Annotated in this window: 17 protein-coding genes; 15 read left to right on the forward strand and 2 right to left on the reverse strand. The window is 41.2% G+C overall.

Annotated elements, in window-relative coordinates:
• Nucleotides 1-168: 168 nt before the first annotated feature.
• On the forward strand, nucleotides 169-1989 hold the full coding sequence (locus tag JYB65_RS13530; RefSeq protein ID WP_206583225.1) for a SpoIIE family protein phosphatase: 1821 nt from the start codon (nucleotides 169-171) through the stop codon (nucleotides 1987-1989).
• Between the two features lie 147 nt (nucleotides 1990-2136).
• On the opposite strand, the gene JYB65_RS13535 is transcribed toward JYB65_RS13530, so the two are convergent.
• Together JYB65_RS13535 and JYB65_RS13540 are read right to left on the reverse strand one after the other, a co-directional pair.
• Complete coding sequence (locus JYB65_RS13535) at nucleotides 2137-2715, reverse strand: 5-formyltetrahydrofolate cyclo-ligase (RefSeq protein ID WP_206583226.1); 579 nt, start codon at nucleotides 2713-2715, stop codon at nucleotides 2137-2139.
• Nucleotides 2702-2881: a hypothetical protein gene (locus tag JYB65_RS13540; protein ID WP_206583227.1), complete on the reverse strand. Its 180-nt coding sequence runs from the start codon at nucleotides 2879-2881 to the stop codon at nucleotides 2702-2704. Before JYB65_RS13540 ends, JYB65_RS13535 begins: the two co-directional genes overlap by 14 nt.
• Before the next feature lie 283 nt (nucleotides 2882-3164).
• Here JYB65_RS13540 and JYB65_RS13545 point away from each other — a divergent pair, with 283 nt between their 5' ends.
• The 14 genes from JYB65_RS13545 to lysS all read left to right on the forward strand — a co-directional run bounded on the left by JYB65_RS13545 (nucleotide 3165) and on the right by lysS (nucleotide 20179).
• Nucleotides 3165-4997 (forward strand): ABC-F family ATP-binding cassette domain-containing protein, encoded by a 1833-nt coding sequence (locus tag JYB65_RS13545; protein WP_206583228.1) that lies wholly within the window; start codon nucleotides 3165-3167, stop codon nucleotides 4995-4997.
• 21 nt (nucleotides 4998-5018) lie between these two features.
• A complete protein-coding gene (gene tilS, locus JYB65_RS13550) occupies nucleotides 5019-6617 on the forward strand; it encodes a tRNA lysidine(34) synthetase TilS (RefSeq protein ID WP_206583229.1) in 1599 nt (532 codons plus the stop codon).
• A gap of 161 nt (nucleotides 6618-6778) precedes the next feature.
• Nucleotides 6779-8893 (forward strand): ATP-dependent zinc metalloprotease FtsH, encoded by a 2115-nt coding sequence (ftsH, locus tag JYB65_RS13555; RefSeq protein WP_280634505.1) that lies wholly within the window; start codon nucleotides 6779-6781, stop codon nucleotides 8891-8893.
• 85 nt (nucleotides 8894-8978) lie between these two features.
• Nucleotides 8979-10556, forward strand: coding sequence for a PucR family transcriptional regulator (locus JYB65_RS13560; RefSeq protein ID WP_206583230.1), 1578 nt, complete (start codon nucleotides 8979-8981; stop codon nucleotides 10554-10556).
• A 405-nt stretch (nucleotides 10557-10961) separates the two neighbouring features.
• Nucleotides 10962-12503 (forward strand): acyl-CoA carboxylase subunit beta, encoded by a 1542-nt coding sequence (locus tag JYB65_RS13565; protein ID WP_206583231.1) that lies wholly within the window; start codon nucleotides 10962-10964, stop codon nucleotides 12501-12503.
• A gap of 11 nt (nucleotides 12504-12514) precedes the next feature.
• Nucleotides 12515-12937: an OadG family protein gene (locus JYB65_RS13570; protein ID WP_206583232.1), complete on the forward strand. Its 423-nt coding sequence runs from the start codon at nucleotides 12515-12517 to the stop codon at nucleotides 12935-12937.
• A gap of 81 nt (nucleotides 12938-13018) precedes the next feature.
• Nucleotides 13019-13441, forward strand: coding sequence for a biotin/lipoyl-containing protein (locus JYB65_RS13575; RefSeq protein ID WP_206583233.1), 423 nt, complete (start codon nucleotides 13019-13021; stop codon nucleotides 13439-13441).
• 296 nt (nucleotides 13442-13737) lie between these two features.
• Nucleotides 13738-13911, forward strand: a complete 174-nt coding sequence (locus tag JYB65_RS13580) for a hypothetical protein (protein ID WP_206583234.1) — start codon at nucleotides 13738-13740, stop codon at nucleotides 13909-13911.
• On the forward strand, nucleotides 13908-15500 hold the full coding sequence (locus tag JYB65_RS13585) for a sodium/proline symporter (protein WP_206583235.1): 1593 nt from the start codon (nucleotides 13908-13910) through the stop codon (nucleotides 15498-15500). The genes JYB65_RS13580 and JYB65_RS13585 overlap by 4 nt, the downstream gene beginning before the upstream one ends.
• A complete protein-coding gene (locus tag JYB65_RS13590; protein WP_206583236.1) occupies nucleotides 15487-15984 on the forward strand; it encodes a BTB/POZ domain-containing protein in 498 nt (165 codons plus the stop codon). The genes JYB65_RS13585 and JYB65_RS13590 overlap by 14 nt, the downstream gene beginning before the upstream one ends.
• A 223-nt stretch (nucleotides 15985-16207) precedes the next feature.
• Nucleotides 16208-17005 carry a type III pantothenate kinase gene (locus tag JYB65_RS13595; protein ID WP_206583237.1) on the forward strand — a complete coding sequence of 266 codons (798 nt, stop codon included), beginning with the start codon at nucleotides 16208-16210 and terminating at the stop codon, nucleotides 17003-17005.
• Between the two features lie 35 nt (nucleotides 17006-17040).
• A complete protein-coding gene (gene dusB / locus JYB65_RS13600; protein WP_206583238.1) occupies nucleotides 17041-18006 on the forward strand; it encodes a tRNA dihydrouridine synthase DusB in 966 nt (321 codons plus the stop codon).
• A gap of 133 nt (nucleotides 18007-18139) precedes the next feature.
• On the forward strand, nucleotides 18140-18613 hold the full coding sequence (greA, locus tag JYB65_RS13605) for a transcription elongation factor GreA (RefSeq protein WP_206583239.1): 474 nt from the start codon (nucleotides 18140-18142) through the stop codon (nucleotides 18611-18613).
• A 24-nt stretch (nucleotides 18614-18637) separates the two neighbouring features.
• A complete protein-coding gene (lysS, locus tag JYB65_RS13610) occupies nucleotides 18638-20179 on the forward strand; it encodes a lysine--tRNA ligase (RefSeq protein ID WP_206583240.1) in 1542 nt (513 codons plus the stop codon).
• The last annotated feature ends 82 nt before the right edge of the window (nucleotides 20180-20261 follow it).

Raw genomic sequence — 20261 nt, forward strand, 5'->3', positions numbered from 1 at the left:
AATTCAGTATTTATGTATTTTGTGTCGTAAATTAAGGTAATTATTAGATAAAATGTGGACAACCCCTACACATTTGGACAAATTATACGGAACTGACCCTATATAATGAAATAGAACAAATAAATTGTTCGATTAAAATTACAAAAATTGAAATATAGGGGGGATAAAATGGAGGCTATATCGCAAAGAGAAAAAGATTCTGTAAGCTTGGCGCAAATTGCCGGAATGGTTGCTCTATCATTTCTGATTTGCAGAGTTGTCGTCTTAAATACCGTTTTTCCGTGTGGAGTGGCTTTAATAACGGTACTGATGTATAGAAGCAAATTAAATATATATTTACTGCTTCCTATGTTTCTTGGTTTAATCACTTATTTGAACAGCAATTATCTATTTTATGGGGATATGGCGGCATTCATCATAACCGGAATCGTTTTTTCGATGATGAACAGTAAAAAAACCGAGTTATCAGTCCGGTCATGTATGGCTCTTCTGATTGTAAATGCTTGCAACGCGATCTACTATATAGCGGCAAAAATGTTTTATCGTTTGGATATTGTGACGATGATTATAGAAAGTCTGCTTATTCTTATTCTGATATACATAATAAACAATTTTCTTGATTTTATGAAGGCAGCATCCTATGGGGACTATAAACGAAAAATAAGAAGCGAGATGGGAGCAGAAAAAGCAATTGCATCTATTTCGACTATCTTCGTGTTGATGATTTGTGGGACAGGCCTGTGGAGTGTTAATACAGGGGCTTTTTCACTGCCTATTATCGGGGGATTACTCATAACGCTGATATTTGGGTATTGTTTAGGGATTAGCGGTGGTCTCATAGCCGGAGCAGCTACATCGATGTGTGTGATCTTGTGTACTTCTTATCCTCCTGCAGTCACACTGGTCTTCTTAGCCGGGGGGTTTGCGGCAGGCATATTTACGGATGATCACCGAATAGTTGCCGCAGTGTGCTTTAGCGGTTCCTGTTTAGCTTTAGGAATGATTACCCTCTACCCGGAGCTGTTTGTCCCTCCTTATGAACCGTTATTGGCTTCTGCAGTAATGGTATTAATCCCAAAACGTTTTGTGTTGGCCTTACGCAAGGTCTTCTCGAAGGTGAAAAGAGACCATGCGTATTATGAAATGGAGACCAAGGCACAAGTATTAAATGTTTTGGATGAACAACTTCGAACTTTTGAAAGACTTTCAAATCTTTATGGAAATGCCCGAAATAATAGAAATATAATTGCCTATCAGTTTAATGGAATGGCACAAGTAACCGAAAAGCTCAAACAGGAGATTAAAGAAATCAAGCATCCGGCAGTTTGGGCAGAAGCAAAACCGAAGTTTGATGTAAGAGTCGCACATTCTGCGTACGGACGAAGCGGAGGAGTTTCGGGAGACAGCTTTCAATACAAAGAAATTTCTGAAAGCGAATATGCTATTTTATTAAGTGACGGAATGGGAAAAGGGTCAGCGGCGGCGGGAGAAAGCGGTCTAGCGGTAACCACTTTAATGGATTTGATCAGTGCCGGATTTGATGTGAAATTAGCCTTAAAAACGGTAAATAATATACTGCTTCTACAGGATGAAAGCGAAATTTTTTCGACGGTAGACTTAGCGATGATTGACAAAATTGGAGGTAAACTCCGATTATTTAAAATAGGCGCAGCCGCCACCTTTATTAAACGTGGCGATAAGGTGGCGGCCGTCAAGATGGCGGCGTTGCCGCTCGGGATCGTGGACGGCCTTCACATTGATTTCATCAATGTGAGGCTGCGCCCGGGTGATCAAATTATTATGGTTTCCGACGGAATCTGTGATGCCAATCGAGAAGATCTGGAAATGACATGGATTCAAGAGGCTATTCGGGTCATTAAATCGAAAGACCCACAGACCATATCCGATTTAATTGTGAATAAAGCAGTAGAATCTTATGGGATCCGTGAAAAAGATGACATGACGGTAATTACTGCTGTGATTCAATAGGTACTCCTTTTTTCAATAATGCTCTGCAAAAACACCTCCATGGTTATCCGCATGGAGGTGTTTTTATGATTCAACAGCTTAAGAGTGAGAATTAAGGCATCAATAAAACGCTATTGATTTTACCGATAGCGTTTTATATATATCATTTTATTTAATTCTCCAAATTCCTGCTTCTGTAATCACGATGCTGATCCGAACATCTTGATCCAACGTGGGGATATCCTCACAAGTCAATTTTTCTCTGCAAACAACAGCTGAGGGAAAAACGGTATTACTAAGAAAACGATCATAATAGCCGCCTCCGTAACCAAGCCGTTGACCTTTCGTGTTACAGGACATACATGGGACGATACAGAAATCAATGTCAGCGGAAATTATCATGGGGCAATTTTCGTTTGGCTCCATGATGCCGTAAGACCCTTTTTCCAAGCAATCCGTACCAGAGATTTCGAAGGCTTGCATGAACCCTTTTGATATGCATTTTGGGACACAAACTCGTTTCCCGACGGACAATGCATGCCGAATAATGGGATATGTATTGACTTCGTCCTCTGTACTTACAAAACAGAAGAGGGTCTTAGAAGATTGATATTCCTCCAATGCAATAATATGGTGAGCTATTTTTTCATCAGCTGCCTGACAATAGTCTTCTGTCAGTTTTTTTCTTCGCTCCATAATTTCGGTTCGAAGATTTTTTTTTAGTGCTGAAATATTAAGCGTCTGCATTGCCTTCACTTTGCACCGGTATTAAGGTTTCCATTTCTGCTGCTGCCGCTTTTTCTGCCTTTGCAGCTTTATACCTTTTGAATTTACGGTAATAGATGCGAGCAGCGAATGCAAGACAGAGTACGCCAAGAACTTTTTGTAATATCAAACCAAAGGTCATCGTCATCGTTTTTCTCCTATATCAATATACTACCTAAAATGCGCAGTGACTGTCACTGCTTAAAATATATCTTCATTTTATCATAAATTAAGAAAGCATTCAAGAATATCCTTTAGCAAGGAATCTGTAAAAAGAAACCAATAAAAGATTCTCTTTAAATTTTGAGTAACTTTTAAGAAGGGGTATTCCTTGACATTGTATAGTTAATTCTATAAAATTTTATTGCTTGCTGTATAAATAGTAAGATAAAAATATGATTTAATGCGCTGTAGAGCATAAAGGAATAAAGATGATATTATTAAATGCTACAAATATTTCAAAATCTTACACCGAAAAGCCGCTGCTTGAAAACCTGTCATTTAGCATTCATGAAGGAGATAAAATCGGATTTATCGGCGTAAACGGTACGGGAAAGACCACCCTGCTTCGGATTGCTGCGGGTATGGAGGAAATGGACGAAGGAATAGTCACCATAACAAAAGGTGTACGAATTGGTTTTTTACCTCAAATGCCCACATTTGATTCGGAGAATACCATATTGGAACAAGTATTGCACAATCTGAAAGACGACCATCAAGAAGCTTCTGAGTATGAATGTAAAGCAATGCTGATGGAGCTTGGTATGGATCAGTTTGATACACCGGTGAAGAACTTATCGGGGGGAGAAAAAAAGAGGATTGCTATGGCTTCGGTTTTCGTGGCGCCTATCGAATTACTGATTTTAGATGAGCCGACCAACCATTTAGACAGCGATACCATCGAATGGTTGGAGAAGTATCTTAAGACCTTTAAAGGCGCCATCTTTATGGTTACCCATGACCGATATTTTTTGGACCGAGTATGCAACCGTATTTTAGAGCTGAATCAGGGGAAATTGTACCGCCATGAAGGGAATTATTCTGCGTATTTGGAAGGGAAACAGGCTCGTGAGGAAATGGAGTTGGCCACTGAGCGAAAGCGTTATACTTTATATAAAAGAGAACTGGAATGGATTCGGCGGGGTGCCCAGGCGAGAACAACCAAAGCGAAGTCAAGGATTGAACGTTTTGAGGAGTTGGAGAAAAATAAATTAACCATGGACGAGTCTAAACTTCAAATGAGTTCCGTATCCAGCAGACTTGGGAAAAAGGTCATTGAGCTGGACCATATTTCAAAAAGCTATGAAGGGAAACCACTCATTCGAGATTTTACGTATACGGTACTGCGGAATGACCGGATTGGGATCATCGGGAATAATGGCAGCGGCAAATCTACTCTGTTGAAGATCATCATGGGACTTGAATCACCGGACCGCGGAACGGTTGAAATCGGTGAGACGGTAAAAATCGGATACTTTTCACAAGAAAACGAGCGATTAGATGAATCTCTTCGGATGATTGATTACATCCAAAACATTGCATATCAAGTGACAACAACGGAAGGGATTGTGACTGCTTCGCAGATGCTTGAACGATTTTTATTTCCGCGGCACATCCATTCAGTAAAAATAAACAAATTATCCGGCGGAGAAAAGAGACGTCTCTACCTGCTTGGCATCCTTATGATGGCACCCAATGTATTGCTTTTAGATGAGCCGACTAACGATCTGGATATTGACACCTTGACCATCTTAGAAGACTATTTGGATACCTTTGCCGGAGCTGTGATTGTCGTTTCTCATGACCGATATTTTGTAGATCGCATAGCCATTCGGACGTTTGTTTATGAAGGAGTAGACGGTCAAATCGCCCATTATCCGGGGGGCTACTCCGACTATATGGAAATTAAAAAACAAGAAGAGACGGAGCGAAAACAGAAGAAGGAAGCGTCTAATGCAGACAAGGAACAGGCTAATTCGGCTGCAAACGATCGTTCCGGGTCTAAACCCAAGCCGGAAAACAGCAATAAAAAACTGAAGTTTTCCTATAATGAGCAGCGGGAATTTGATACGATTGATGATGATATAGCGGTGTTGGAATCGAAGATGGGTGAATTAGAAGCGCAAATTGCCAAAGAAACCAGTGATTACAGCAAACTGCAGGAACAGCTGAAGGAGAAAGAAAAATTGGAAGAAGCGCTTGCTGAAAAAATGGAACGGTGGGTTTATCTAAACGATTTAGCTGAACAAATTGCGAACCAATAACAATTGTGGTATAGTTGAGTTATGGTAGAGAGTAAAGTAAAAAGTACAATTATAGATAAAAACTTAATTAAGAAAAACGAGCACATCATTATAGGGCTCTCCGGAGGGCCTGATTCGGTGTGCCTTTTTAATGTTCTCATCAACTTATCGGATGAATTATCCTATTCCATTTCTGCGGTACATGTAAACCATAAATTCAGACCTGGAGCAGCAGAGGAGGATCAAGCATATGTGGAAGAGTTATGCAGAGTCAAAGGGATAGAATGCCAGAGCTTTGAAATGGATTGCAATGCGATCGCAAAAGAAAAAGGGCTTACCAGTGAAGAGGCCGGCAGGATGGCTCGATATGAGTCTTTTTATAAAGTAGCGGCAGATTTAATTCAAGCCGGAAAATTTGAGCCGCATCAAATTAAAATTGCCGTAGCACAAAATTTAAACGATCAGGCAGAGACCATGCTGATGAGAATCATACGGGGAACCGGCACCGATGGCCTTGTAGGAATCGAGTACGCCAGAGAAGGTAAGTTCGGAACGACATTGATAAGGCCGCTTCTGGATGTAAGCAGAAATGAAATTGAGAGCTACTGCACGGAGAAGGCACTGAACCCCAGAATAGACCACACCAATTTAGAACCGATTTATACGAGAAACAAAATTCGATTAAACTTAATTCCTCTTATTCAAAAAGAATTTAATGAAAATATCACAGAAGCGTTAAACCGGCTCAGTAAAATAGCCAAAGAAGACAAAGACTATTTTGATACGCAAGTGAGTGAAGCGATGGAACAAGCAGCCATTATCATTAATGAGCGGCCCTGTCCTCATGAGGGCATTGTTTCATTAGTCGGAGGAGTTTCCTTCGGTGAGCATCAATTGAAGGAGATGCACCCGGCCATCCGTCATCGAGTGATTAAGCGAGCTTTTGAAACGATCGGTTTGGATCAGGGAATTTCCGCAGCACATATAGAAGCGGCAGACAAAGTGATTATAGGGGATAAGGCTTCTTCCCGTACGGATTTCCCGAAAGGATATGCGGTTTCCTCGTCGTATGGAGAAGTGCGCTTTTATAAAAATGATCCATTTACTTTAGGTTACGTTTCGGAAGATGAATTAAAATCAAAGTTAAAGATAAGAATAGTAAAGAACGAAGGTAAATTAAAGGATATTTCCAAGAATGGAAGCAAACGTTTTGCGGCACTGGATTTGTACAAGCTGTTGGACCGGTTGACTTCAGGTGAAGCCCAGCTTATTGAGGCAGTTTTCCAGGCAGAGCAAAAACTGAAAGATCAGGATACCGTCGAATGTGTGCAGCAGGATTCCATGTTAGCTGAAATATTAAACGTATTGCAGATTCGAAATAGGAGGCAAGGCGACTGGATGACACCTCTGGGGATGAATGGACGCAAAAAGCTTCAGGACATGTTTGTGGACGAAAAGGTTTATAAAGAATGCCGGAATCAGGTTCCTTTGGTATGCATCGGCGATGAAGTAATCTGGATTATAGGTGACGATGTAAGCGGCTATAGTACCGGTATGAAAAACGGCAGAATTAGCGAAAATTACAAGCTTACAATGGATACAGAACAGATAGTTCTTCTTGAATATTTAGATAAATTGTGATAGAATTATAGAGCCTTGTTAAAAAAACAGCTTAAAACTGTAGCTGCAACACAAATACGAGAAGATTTAGCAGGCGAAGAACATAAAACCGGAATGTACGTGTCTAAAATAGATAACGGAAAAATAAAAGATAATTTGCAACTAAGGGGGAAAAAAGACAGTTGAATAAATTTGCAAAAAACATGGGGATATACATTGCCATTTTTGCGATTGTTTTAGCAATGGCATGGGCGTATAGGGGTATTCCTCAACAGGAAAAGGTAACTGAAGTAAAATTTTCGACGTTTGTTACCTATCTTCAAAAAGAAGAAATCAAGGAAATAGATCTCAAGGGAACAACGCTAAACGGAAAATTAGATAATGGAAAGTTGATTGTTGCCTATGCACCATCACCTATTACTATCGCAAGTCTTGAACAAGATTACATTTTTCCACAGATAGAAAAAGGTGTAATTTATGGCGGTGAGAAGCCAAAGGAAACGCCGTGGTATATTACCATGCTTCCTACGCTTATCATGATTCTTGCGTTGGTTTTCTTCTGGTTCATTATGATGAATCAAAGCGGCGGAGGCGGCAAAGTAATGTCGTTCGGAAAGAGCCGGGCAAGAATGCATAAAGAGGATGAACTAAAGAAGGTTGCTTACAAGGATGTAGCGGGATTGGATGAAGAGAAGGAAGAACTGTCCGAAGTGGTAGACTTCTTACGAAATCCGAAGAAGTATCGGGATTTAGGAGCGAGAATTCCAAAAGGAATTTTGCTTGTAGGCCCTCCGGGAACCGGAAAAACCTACTTGTCGAAGGCGACTGCAGGAGAAGCGGGTGTACCGTTTTTCAGCATCAGTGGTTCGGACTTTGTAGAAATGTTTGTCGGTGTCGGTGCTTCCAGAGTCAGAGACTTATTTGAACAAGCGAAAAAGAACTCACCTTGTATTATTTTTATCGACGAAATTGATGCAGTCGGCAGAAAAAGAGGTGCAGGTATCGGCGGAGGACATGACGAAAGAGAGCAGACCTTAAATCAGCTCCTTGTTGAGATGGATGGATTCGGCGAAAATACCGGAATCATCATTTTAGCGGCGACAAATAGACCGGATATATTAGATCCAGCGCTATTAAGACCGGGACGTTTTGACCGGCAAGTTGTGATAGGCATTCCTGATGTAAAGGGAAGAGAAGCCATTTTTGCCGTTCATTCCAAAAATAAACCGCTGGCAGAGGAAGTCAATCCAAAAGTGCTGGCAAGAAGAACGCCGGGATTCACGCCGGCAGATATTGAAAATCTGCTAAACGAAGCAGCTATTTTAGCGGCAAGAAGAAATGGCAGAAAAATCAGAATGAAAGAAGTCGAAGAGGCTATTACAAAAGTAATCGCCGGTCCGGAAAAGAAGAGCAGAGTCATCAGTGAGGATGAACGAAAGCTGACGGCTTATCATGAAGCCGGCCATGCCATCGTTGCCAGAAGTTTGCCGAAGGCAGACCCGGTTCATCAGATTACGATTATTCCAAGAGGCAGAGCCGGTGGATTTACCATGAGCTTGCCAAAAGAAGACCGGAATTATGGAACCAAGACAACCATGACCGATGATATTGTTCGGCTTTTAGGCGGACGCGTTGCGGAAAAAATTACGCTGGATGACATTAGTACCGGCGCAAGCAATGATATCATGCGTGCAACTGAAACGGCCAGAGAAATGGTTACGAAATATGGATTCAGTGAAAAATTAGGACCTGTAAACTATGGTTCCCATGATGAAGTCTTTTTAGGCAATGGCATTTCAACTACCAGAAATTATTCCGAGGAGATTGCTTTTGAAATCGATGCAGAGATCAGAAACATTATCGAAGAATCTTTTATAAAGGCAGAGAAGATCTTAACTGAAAATATTGATAAACTTCATATTGTTGCGAAAGCTCTTCTTGAAATCGAAACGATTGACGGAGAACAATTTGAGGCACTTTATACAGGTCAGATGAGTGCTGATGAACTGGTAGAGTCCGTTCATCAAAAAGAAGAAGTCCTCAAGACTGAAAATGCAATGGAAGCTGCGGAAACAGCGAAAGCGATAAAAGAGGCAGAGGAAAGAGAAAGAGCTTTACTGGTGGCTTTTAATACAGACTATCTGAATGAAGGGCAAAACAATTCCTCCGAAAAGAAATTAACTGTTTCTAAGGCAGAGGCGGAAAGCAATGATGAACATGCAGGAGATGATAAGTTGCAAAATCGTCACGAGGAAGCTGACCGTAATTCCGCAGAGGATGACAAGGATATGAAGTAACATACTATAAGATAAAAGGATATTGCGAGGCCGTATTTCCACTGCGGTATGCAGTGGAAATAATGCAAGCAAAGGGGATGAATATATGAAAGTGACGGTAAAAGATTGCCTAAGCTTAGAAGTCTTTAAGGATGCAAAAGTAGTAGCAGGGACTAAAAACCTTTCAGGCAGGGTAAAGTCTGTTTCTGTGCTTGAGTCAGCAGACTTAAATGAAATAAGAAGTTATCTGACCCATGAGGGGGAATTGATACTTTCTGCATTTTTCAATGTGAAAGATGATGAAAACAGACAAATTGATATTGTGAGAACATTAGCGGAAGGCGGCACGGCAGCACTGGTATTGTTTTATGTGGGTACTGTGGTTCCTGCCTTAAGTAAAGAGCTTTTGATGACTGCAGATCGAGTTGGATTGCCTATTCTTGTCATGCCGAATAACAAAGATATAAAATACGCAGACGTCATTAAGCAGTTTATGGAGAATATGCTATATGGGGACAACTTCGGAAATCGTCTGATAAGCAATACCATCTTTCATCTTTTGAACTTTGAAAAACATAGTAATTTCCAGGCAGCTGTAAGAGAAGCTGCGATTAATAATGATTTCCAGCTTATCATTTTAAGCGAAGATTTTAACCCGATTCTTTCCATAGAAACCCGGCATAAAGCGACTATTCAAGATGCTATCAGTCTTGGAAGAGAACGGGATGTAGAAAAATCGGCCGTCTATACCATGATTGATGTCAATGGCGTGCTGACCTACTGGGGACCTGTTATGATCAACGGGGAAAAGCATTTTATGTTTATTGTCGATAACGAAGATTCGTACTCAGCAGGAGAAATCACGAAATTGGCAGAGATTATTGAACTGGCTATGGGCATGTGGAAGTATACACCGGAACGTGATGCAAGAGCAGAATTTATTAAGGCTCTGCGACGCGGAAATAAAAGCTTGGCCTATACCTTAAAAGAAGAAGCCGGGATTAACGGAGAATCACTTTTAAGCGTATTCTTTGCGCGAGGTATCGAGCAAGGAGACGGTTTTAAGATTTTATCCAAATTTGAAAAAGAACATGACCTGGGGATTATGAAAATTACTGAAGGGGAAGAAACCTACGGTATGATTATGAATACAAGACCTCAGGGAGAAGAACTTCTGTCAGTAAAGCGTGCGAGCTGCATCAGTCTTTTTAATAAATTGAAAGAAGAAAAAACCGTTCGGATTTTCCATGTAACAGGCTTGGATGGGATTGAAGGGGCGGCAGATGCGTATCGCTTAATTAGTGAATCATGGTCCTTTGTGCAGAATGTATTTCCGTATAAACGTGTATTTACGAAGTATGAGCTGGCACTTGTCAGCAATTGCATCAATATTCAGCTTCAGGGCGGATATGTGAAAAAGAATTATATGGAACTTCTTGAACCGTTTAAGGAAGCAAAGGAAAACAAAGGAAGACAATTGCTTGAAACCTTGGAGACCTTTGTATTGGACGCCGGCATGAACAGTGCGAAGACATCAGAGTTTATGGGAATACATACAAACACTGTACAGTATAGGTTAAAGAAAATAAATGAAGTTCTGGATGTTGAAATTACAGGCAACCGTGTCATACCGGGGTTGACTATCGCTTTGGCGCTGAAAAGGCTGGAACGGGTTGTGCGCTAGGATGACCGCCATAGATTTCTCAATAGACCATTATACAAATAGACTTGTATGGGGAATTACGTACAAAATCAGGGCGCGATCCTGATTTAACGAATATCCCCATTTTTGTGTCCAAAAGAGATGATAGGTAGAATGATAGAAGAAATTTTTCATTATAATAATCATAGAGAAGAGAAAAAATCATGGATAATTGCAGTCATGCTGCAAGAAGAATGATTACGTTTTAACAGAGTCTTAAAAACTTAGAGAAATAAAGAAAGGTACTGGTTACATATACTATAAAGAATAATATACCCTCTTCAAAAATTCTTGCAAAAATGCAGATTTTGGGATATATTGATTCTGGTGAATACCGTACTGATAAAAATTTAACAAAGGCTCTAACTACTTAAGGAGGGAATATATATGAATAAGCTTGACCAGTTGCGCCAGCTTAAAGCAGAAATTGCTTTAGGGGGTGGGCAGAAAAGGATTGACGCTCAGCATGCGAGCGGAAAGCTTACTGCGAGAGAAAGATTAGACATATTGTTTGACAAAGGCAGCTTTGTAGAAATGGATGTGTTTGTATCCCACAGATGCACCAACTTTGACATGGCTGACAAGAAAGCACTTGGAGATGGTGTTGTAACTGGTTACGGTACTGTCGACGGTAGGCTTGTTTTTGCTTATGCACAGGACTTTACCGTTTTAGGAGGGTCTCTTGGTGAATATCATGCCGAAAAAATTGTCAAAGTGCAGGGCATGGCACTTAAGATGGGCGCCCCTATCGTTGGCCTGAATGATTCAGGTGGGGCCAGAATTCAAGAAGGCGTAAATGCCCTTTCGGGATTCGGTAAGATTTTCTATAATAATACGATTTCTTCCGGAGTGATTCCTCAGATCTCAGTGATTTTGGGGCCTTGTGCTGGAGGTGCTGTTTATTCACCGGCTATTACAGATTTTATTTTCATGGTTGACAAAACAAGTCAAATGTTTATTACTGGTCCGCAGGTTATTAAAACCGTAACCGGAGAAGATATTTCAGCAGAAGCTCTCGGAGGGGCGATGACGCATAACACCATCAGCGGTGTAGCACATTTTATCGGAAAAGACGATGAAGATACCCTATTACAGGTGAGGGAACTGATCTCCTATATGCCTTCCAATAATCTGGAGAAGGCGCCGACTTATGAAACAAAAGACAATCCGAATCGACTGATTCCGGAGTTCAATGAGATCATTCCGGAGAATCCAAATAAAGCCTATGATATGTACGAGATTATTACGAAAATTGCAGACGAGGGCAAGATTTATGATGTGATGCCTCATTATGCGCAGAACATCATCACTTGCTTTATCAGACTGGACGGAAATACCGTAGGGGTGATTGCCAACCAGCCGAAGGTTGGAGCAGGATGTCTGGATATCAATGCATCGGATAAGGCAGCGAGGTTTATTCGAAGATGTGATGCGTTTAATATTCCATTGCTTACAGTAGAAGATGTTCCGGGTTTCTTACCTGGGAAAGACCAGGAGCTAGGCGGAATTATCCGGCATGGAGCCAAGATGCTTTATGCCTATTGTGAAGCAACGGTTCCTAAAATCACCATGATTTTAAGAAAAGCGTATGGCGGAGCCTATATCGGCATGTGCAACAAGGAATTGGGTTCCGATTTGGTCATGGCATGGCCTAGCGCTCAAATTGCCGTTATGGGTGCAGCGGGAGCCGCAAATATCGTATTTAAAAACGAGATTAAGGAAGCTTCCGATCCTATTGCAAAGCGGGAAGAAAAGATAGCGGAATATGAAGAAAAATTCAATAATCCATATAAAGCAGCTGAAATGGGTTATGTAGATGATATTATTGAGCCTGCAACGGCTAGACAAAGAATTATCAGTGGATTTGATATGTTGAGTTCAAAGCGACAATCATTACCGGCTAAGAAACATGGAAATATTCCATTATAGGAGGTGGTAAGATGTCATTGATGGAAAAATTTGCGGACCCGGCATTGATTGATACCCTTACGTCAGGTGAAAAAGCAACAGGCGCCCTGATTACTACATTCATGGGCATGGGTATTACTTTTGTTGTATTGACGTTGCTTTGGGGTACTATTGGATGGATGAACAAAGTGGTTGCAGCTACTGCAACCGAAACGACTGGTGCACCGACTGATGGTGTCAATGCAACGGCAGCATTTCTTACAGGTCAGGCTGCAGATTCCGTTCAAGCGGACGAACAGCTGGTTGCGGTGATTACGGCGGCTATTGCTGCGTATGAAGGAGCAGACAGAGGAACGGGAAAACTGGTGGTACGCAAAATTACCAGAGTAAAGAGTCAGGCCTCTGCATGGGCAAATGCAGGCACGGTAGACTGTATCAAAACTAGAAAATTTTAATTAATTTTATAGTGATGAAGTCGCTCATGGGATGGATTCCTTGATGCTTGACTGAACCTATTAAAAAGAGGAGACAAAGGTATGAAAAAATATAATATTAATGTGAACGGAACGATTTATGCGGTAGAAGTGGAGGAGGTCGCAGACGCAGCGGCAACGGCAGTTGCACCGGCCCCGGCTTCTATACAAACTGCTGTACCTTCTCCGGCACCAGTGGCGGCACCGGTACCTACACCGGCAGCCAAGGCAGCAGAACCTGTATCATCATCGGCAGCGGCCCCTTCGGCGGGTGCGCAAACCGTTACTTCGCCAATGCCCGGAACCATTTTAGATGTTAAAGTTACCGCAGGGCAAGTCGTAAAGGCCGGAGACATTTTATTAATCTTAGAAGCAATGAAGATGGAGAATGAAATACCGGCTCCTAGTGCTGGAACGATTGATACGGTGCAGATTGCTAAAGGCGATTCCGTAAACTCGGGGGATATTCTCGTAACCATTAAATGATTCAATGATGCAAGCCAATCATGCAATAATACTGTTGTGTATGATGAAGAGCAGGTTTAACCTGCTCTTATTTTTTTTGTATTTTGCATTAACAAACAAAAAAGGTGAAGCATGTAGCAATACATGAAGGTTTTAATGGGGAAAGGATTATTAAAGCCGAGCAAAGTTGTTTCTAAATTCATAAAATCACAAATAACAGCAAGAAAACAGACATATAATGAAAGCGTAGTTCGATGAGTTTTCTGAAAAATCAATCAATTGGCCGAGAAACTATTCATGTGGAGGAAGGTGATTTTATGATGTTATTTGGTATGCCAATGTGGACTTTTTTGGCATTCCTCAGTTGGCCGGTTATCTTTATAACGAGTGCGATTGTTATATATATCGTTATGTCAAAGCAGGACGCTTTGATTGATGATAGTGAATTTGAAAAGGGCATAAAAAGCAGAAAGGGGGAGGGACATTCATGAGGATTGAAGTTGTTGTATTAATAGGTTATTTCGTCGGCATGATCGGCATGGGCATTTTTTGGAATAAACGATCAAAGAAATCCGAAGACTATATGCTTGGTGGAAGAGCAATGGGCCCGTTTGTTACCGCATTGACGCTTCAAACAACTGCCATGAGCGGTTTTATGTTTATGGGCGGACCTGCCATGGCGTATGCAGCGGGTTGGTTCGCCGTATTTTATGCAGTCGGCGATGCAGGTGGAGGTCTTGTCAATATTACGGTATTGGGAAGAAGAATGAGAAGACTTTCGCAGCTTCTCGACTGTATTTCTCCGATTGAATACCTGGAAAAGAGGTATCAATCTATCCCGGTTAAAGTAATCGCTTGCATTATTGCTATCTTCGGATTAAGCGGCTATGTCCTTGCCCAATTCCTTTCTGCGGGTAAAACTTTAGTTAGTTTATTTGATTTTCCGTTTGCGCCGGGTGTTATTATCGGTGTTACGGTCATCTTGATATACACCTTTATCGGCGGATATTTTGCCGTTGCATGGACCGATGTAATACAGGGCTTGATTATGGTTGGCGCAATGATTTCCGTTCTGGCTTTATCCCTGATAAAACTAGGCGGCCTTGGTGGATTAAATGCAAGGCTTCATGCCATTGATCCGACCTATCTAAGTATCTGGGGCAAAGATTTGCAGTATGAAGGGGCCTACGGTGTCATAGCGGGAGCCATATTGATTTACTTGATCGGATACATGGGATTGCCTCATTGCGTCAATAAGCATATGGCGATGGAGAGTCCGAAAACCGCAAAGGGGACTATCGTTTATGCAACGATTTGGACGCAGCTTTTCTGTTTCTCTCCTTATATCTTAGGTCTCTGCGGAATTGTTCTGCTGCCTAAGCTTGCTGACCCGGAGATGGTCATTCCTGAACTGGCAAATATGATGTTCCCGGGAATCATTTCTGCGATTGTTCTTACAGCCATCATGTCTGCTATCATGAGCACTGTTGCCGCGCTATTGTTATTAGTGGGTACTTTAGTATCTATTGATATTTATAAAAGGTGGCTGAAGCCAACCGCGACAGATCATCAAGTCATTTTCGTATCAAGAGCGGCCATTATTGGAGTTGGAATTGTAGGGATTACCATTGCTATTGTCCAGCCTCCGGGCGTATTTGCACTAGTTGTTTTTGCTTTTGGTGTGATGGCAAGTGCTTTCCTGCCAAGTTATGTATGTGCAGTATGGTGGAAGAAAGCAAATGCGACAGGGTCTTGTGCATCCATGATTTTGGGCGGAGGAACTGCTTTTATATGGACCGCGGCTAATTTGGAGACAGTAACGGCTATGCATCCGTTTTTTGCAGGAGTAATCGTGTCGTCTCTTGCCATGTACATCGGCAGTCATTTCGGCAAGAAACCTACAAAAGAAATTTTAGATTTAATGGATCGGATTCCTGGTAAGAAAATGGCAAATGTGTCTCCAAAGATTCAGATGGCTTCTTCCAAACAGCTGGCGACGGAAAGCAGAGCAGTGTCCCAGTTCTTACAACTAAAAGAATCAAATTTAATGAAAGAACTTCAATGTTATGGTAGAAATTAAAACAATCAGAGGAGAATTGACCTCAGAAACGGCGAAGAACATTCTCGAAAAATACGATTCCAATATAAAGATTATAGCGGTGGATGAAATCTACTATCCGTATACCTTAAGGAGATATCACCTAAAGCTGGCTTCAAGCTTCGGGCGGCTCAGTAAATTAAATCGATATGTAGACTGCAGCATCGATATGGTATACGGAAGACCGGCACTGGCGCAAGGGTCACCTTTCTTTGAGAACATCTATACGGAGGAAGAAAACATGTTGCGATGCAATCTGTCGGATGATGCCCTCAATAAAATCGGTCATGACTTTGTATTTAATTATTATTTGAACAAATCTAAAATACTCCGCACCCCTCAAATTACAAAGAAATCGGAAGAAGCGTTCTACAAGAAGTTTTATGTTGTTCATTGTGCGGATGAGACAGAAAATAAGTATCAGATTTTACTGGATGCATTGGATGGAAGCCTTGCTTTACTGTAATCACTAGAAAACAAGAGCAGGTTTATAATAGATCGCCTCTTTGAGATTTATGAAAGAAGAGGCGATTTATAAGATAAATAAGGAACTTTCATGGATATTACTGTTCATTTTCCTTGAAAGTTAGCAGTTTTACGGGTATACTATTCTAGTTGAAAATTATCATGAAAGCCATGGCGAGCAATTTTAAATGTTGCAGCCGGACTAACAACGAAGGAGAAAAAGCATGCTACTTGCATTTGACGTAGGAAATACCAACATTGTTTTAGGAGTATTTAAAGAAGGAAAATTGATTGAAAGTTGGCGATTGGAAACGGATAACAATAAGAGTGCTGACGAATACGGTATGGTAATCAACCAACTATTTACCTATGTAGGTCTAGATACCAAGGAAGTAAAGGATGTTATTATATCGACGGTTGTACCTTCCGTACTCTATACGTTGCAGCATCTCTCGATGAAATACTTTAATAAAAGGGCCATTGTAATAGGGCCTGGTATAAAAACCGGATTGATTATTAAATATGATAATCCAAAACAAGTAGGTGCAGACCGAATAGTAAACGCCGTGGCGGCATATGCTAAATACGGCGGACCGCTTGTGATCATCGACTTTGGAACGGCCACTACATTTTGTGCTATTTCAGAGAATGCAGAATACTTGGGCGGAACCATTGCACCGGGCGTTAAAATTGCTTCGGATGCACTTTTTGAAAAGACGGCAAAACTTCCGAAGGTAGAACTGGAAGAACCGGGTCATGTGATTTGTAAAAACACAATTGAGAGCATGCAATCCGGGTTAGTGTATGGGCATATGGGCATGGTGGAATACATTGCTAAAAAGATGAAAAAAGAAGTGGAGGCAGCATCAAAAACCGGTAAAGCGGCTACTGTTGTAGCGACCGGCGGTTTAGCTACGCTGATTGAGCAGGGTATTGATTGTATCGATCATGTGGACAAGATGTTGACCTTGGAAGGACTTGAATTAATATATGAAAAAAATAAAGGACATAAGAGTAAGTAGCACATTCGTGCAAAAGAAAGGCGAAGAATTAAAAAGTGAGAGTCTGTTCAATAGGAAATGTAAAGCTTGATAATCCTTTCTTGCTGGCCCCTTTGGCTGGTGTGACCGATTCCTCGTTCAGAAGAATTTGCAAGGAAATGGGTGCCGCTCTTGTTTATACGGAAATGGTCAGCGGAAAAGGACTTTATTATAAGGATAAGAATACGGACGGTCTTTTGAAAACGTATGAAGATGAACAGCCGGTGGCGTATCAGATTTTTGGCAGTGAGCCGGATATCATGGCCTATACTGCAAGAACGTTGGAGGAGCGCCCCAATGTCATTTTAGATATCAATATGGGATGTCCGGTGCCTAAGATCGTGAAGAACGGCGAGGGATCTGCATTGTTGAAAAATCCTGATTTGATTTATCACATTATCGAACGTACGGTGGCGGAAACCCAAAAACCGGTTACGGTTAAAATCAGAATCGGATTTGATGAGCGTTCCATCAATGCGGTGGAGGTTGCCAAAACAGCAGAAGCGGCAGGCGCTTCTGCTATAACGGTGCACGGCAGAACACGGGAGCAGTATTATACAGGAAGAGCGGATTGGTCCATGATTGGAAAAGTTAAAGAAGCTGTTCAAATTCCGGTCATCGGAAACGGAGACATTTTCAGTGGGGAAGATGCATTGAATATGATGGAACAAACCGGCTGTGATATGGTGATGATCGCGCGGGGAGCTCAAGGAAATCCATGGATATTCAGAGAAGCTGTGGCCCTCTGGGAAGGCAGGGAAAAACCGCTTCCGCCTACCATCCAAGAAAGACTGGAGATCATCTATAAACACTGCAATTATGTGTTAGAAGAAAAAGGAGAATACATTGCGGTACGTGAAATGCGAAAGCATATAGCCTGGTATCTGAAAGGAATCAAAGGTTCGGCTCATATTCGAGCGGACATCAATCAGAAAAAAAGTTTTGAAGAAATGAAAACACTTTTGGAAACATTAGAACGATAGCATCAATGGATGCTGACAACGCATTTGATAACAACTGCAAATAGACGGCTAAGATATGGGAATTCTTGACTTTTAGCTGGTTGCAGTTTATAATATTACGATACGACATATAGGTCGAAAGGAGATTGGAAATATGGCAGAAGAAATATTGCTTACCAAAGAAGGCTATGACAAAATTGTAGCAGAGCATGAGGACCTAGTTTCTGTAAAAAGAAAGGAAGTTTCAGAACGATTAAAGGAAGCCATTTCTTATGGAGACATCTCAGAAAACTCTGAGTACGATGCTGCTAAAAATGAGCAGGCAGAATTGGAAGAAAGAATCCACAAGCTTGAAACAATGATACGTAGGGCTAAGATAATAGATGAAAATGATATGCCTAGAGACCACGTGAACGTGGGACTGAAGGTAAAAGTAAAAGTACAAGAAACTGGGAACGAATCGGAATACATTATTGTAGGTTCGACTGAAGCGGATCCATTTGAAGGGAAGATTTCAAACGAATCAGCAGTAGGTTCTGCTTTGCTTGGAAAGAAGCTTGGAGAAATTGTTGAAATTCAGGTTCCGGACGGAATTCTTCACTACGAAATTTTAGATATATACAAGTAGACAAAAGATAAAAAGAGGTACAACATGAGTATAGAAGAAAATATAAACGTAAATCCAGAGGTGGAAGAAGAACTTTCTGAAGTGCAGCTAAATGAGCAGCGGATGATTCGAAGAGAAAAGCTTAAGAAGTTACAAGAAATGGGAAGAAATCCGTTTCTAGTAGAAACTTGGGACGTCGATGCTTATAGTATGGACATCAAAGAAAATTTTGAGGAAATGGAAGGCAAACAGGTGTCTTGTGCCGGAAGAATCATGGCAAACAGACATATGGGAAAAGCTTCTTTTATTGATATTCAGGATAAGCAGGGAAGAATCCAGTGTTACATCAGACAGGATGGCATTACACCGGAAGAATACGAGATATTCTTAACCTATGACATAGGTGACATCGTTGGAATAGAAGGCGAAGTTTTCAAAACAAGACATGGAGAGATTTCTATCAAGGTTGTAAAATTGGTACTGCTCTCAAAGTCGTTGCAGGTTCTTCCGAACAAGTTCCACGGGTTAAAGGATCAGGATCAGCGATATCGACAGAGATATGTTGATCTCATCGTAAATCCTGAGGTAAAGAATACCTTTATCATGCGTTCCAAGATTATCCATGAAATCAAAAGAGTATTGGAAGAGGACTATGGATACCTAGAAGTGGACACCCCTATTTTAACCACTATTGCCGGTGGAGCAAATGCCAGGCCGTTTGATACGCACCACAACACCCTTGACCTAGACATGAAGATGCGTATTTCCAATGAGCTATTCTTAAAGAGGTTAGTCGTTGGCGGATTGGATCGAGTGTATGAAATGGGCAAGATGTTCCGAAACGAAGGAATGGATAGAAACCATAATCCTGAATTTACTTCCATGGAATGTTACATGGCATATGGCAACATGGAAAGCACAATGGATGTGACGGAACAGGTTGTTTCGAAAGCAGCTTTAGCGGCTACCGGAAGTATGGTTATCAATTATCAAGGAAAGACCTTTGACTTAACTCCACCATGGAGAAGATTAAATATGGCTGACGCGGTAAAGGAAATTACAGGCGTTGACTTTGCTACCATCGTTACTGATGAAGAGGCAAGAAATGCTGCAATCGCTTATGGTATGGATAAGGATGAAGCAAATAAGTGGACAAGAGGAAAGATTCTTGCCGAAATGTTTGAAAATTACTGTGAGGATGTTCCGGGATATCTTGATGGTCCGGTATTTATTGTTGGACATCCGGTTGAGATTTCACCACTTGCTAAAAGAGACCCTGAAGATCCAAGAATCACTAGAAGATTTGAGGCTTATGTAAACGGCTGGGAAATCGCCAATGCATTCTCTGAGTTAAATGACCCAATCGATCAGTATGAACGATTTAAAGAACAGCAATCACAGCTTGATACAGGAGAAGATGAAGAAGCGCATCCAATGGATGAAGATTTTGTTAATGCGCTTGAAGTCGGTCTTCCTCCAACGGGCGGGCTTGGAATAGGCATCGATAGAGTCATCATGCTGATTACAGATGCACCTTCTATTCGAGATATTATTCTATTCCCGACGATGAAACCGATCGATAAATAAACTTAGTATTTTCAAAGGTTTTGGAGATTGAAAACCAAAAATTACGACCAATTTACGACTAAAATAAAGAGAACACGTTCAA

The sequence above is a fragment of the Clostridium aminobutyricum genome, from assembly GCF_017255415.1.
GTDB classification, from domain to species: domain Bacteria; phylum Bacillota; class Clostridia; order Peptostreptococcales; family Anaerovoracaceae; genus Aminipila; species Aminipila aminobutyrica.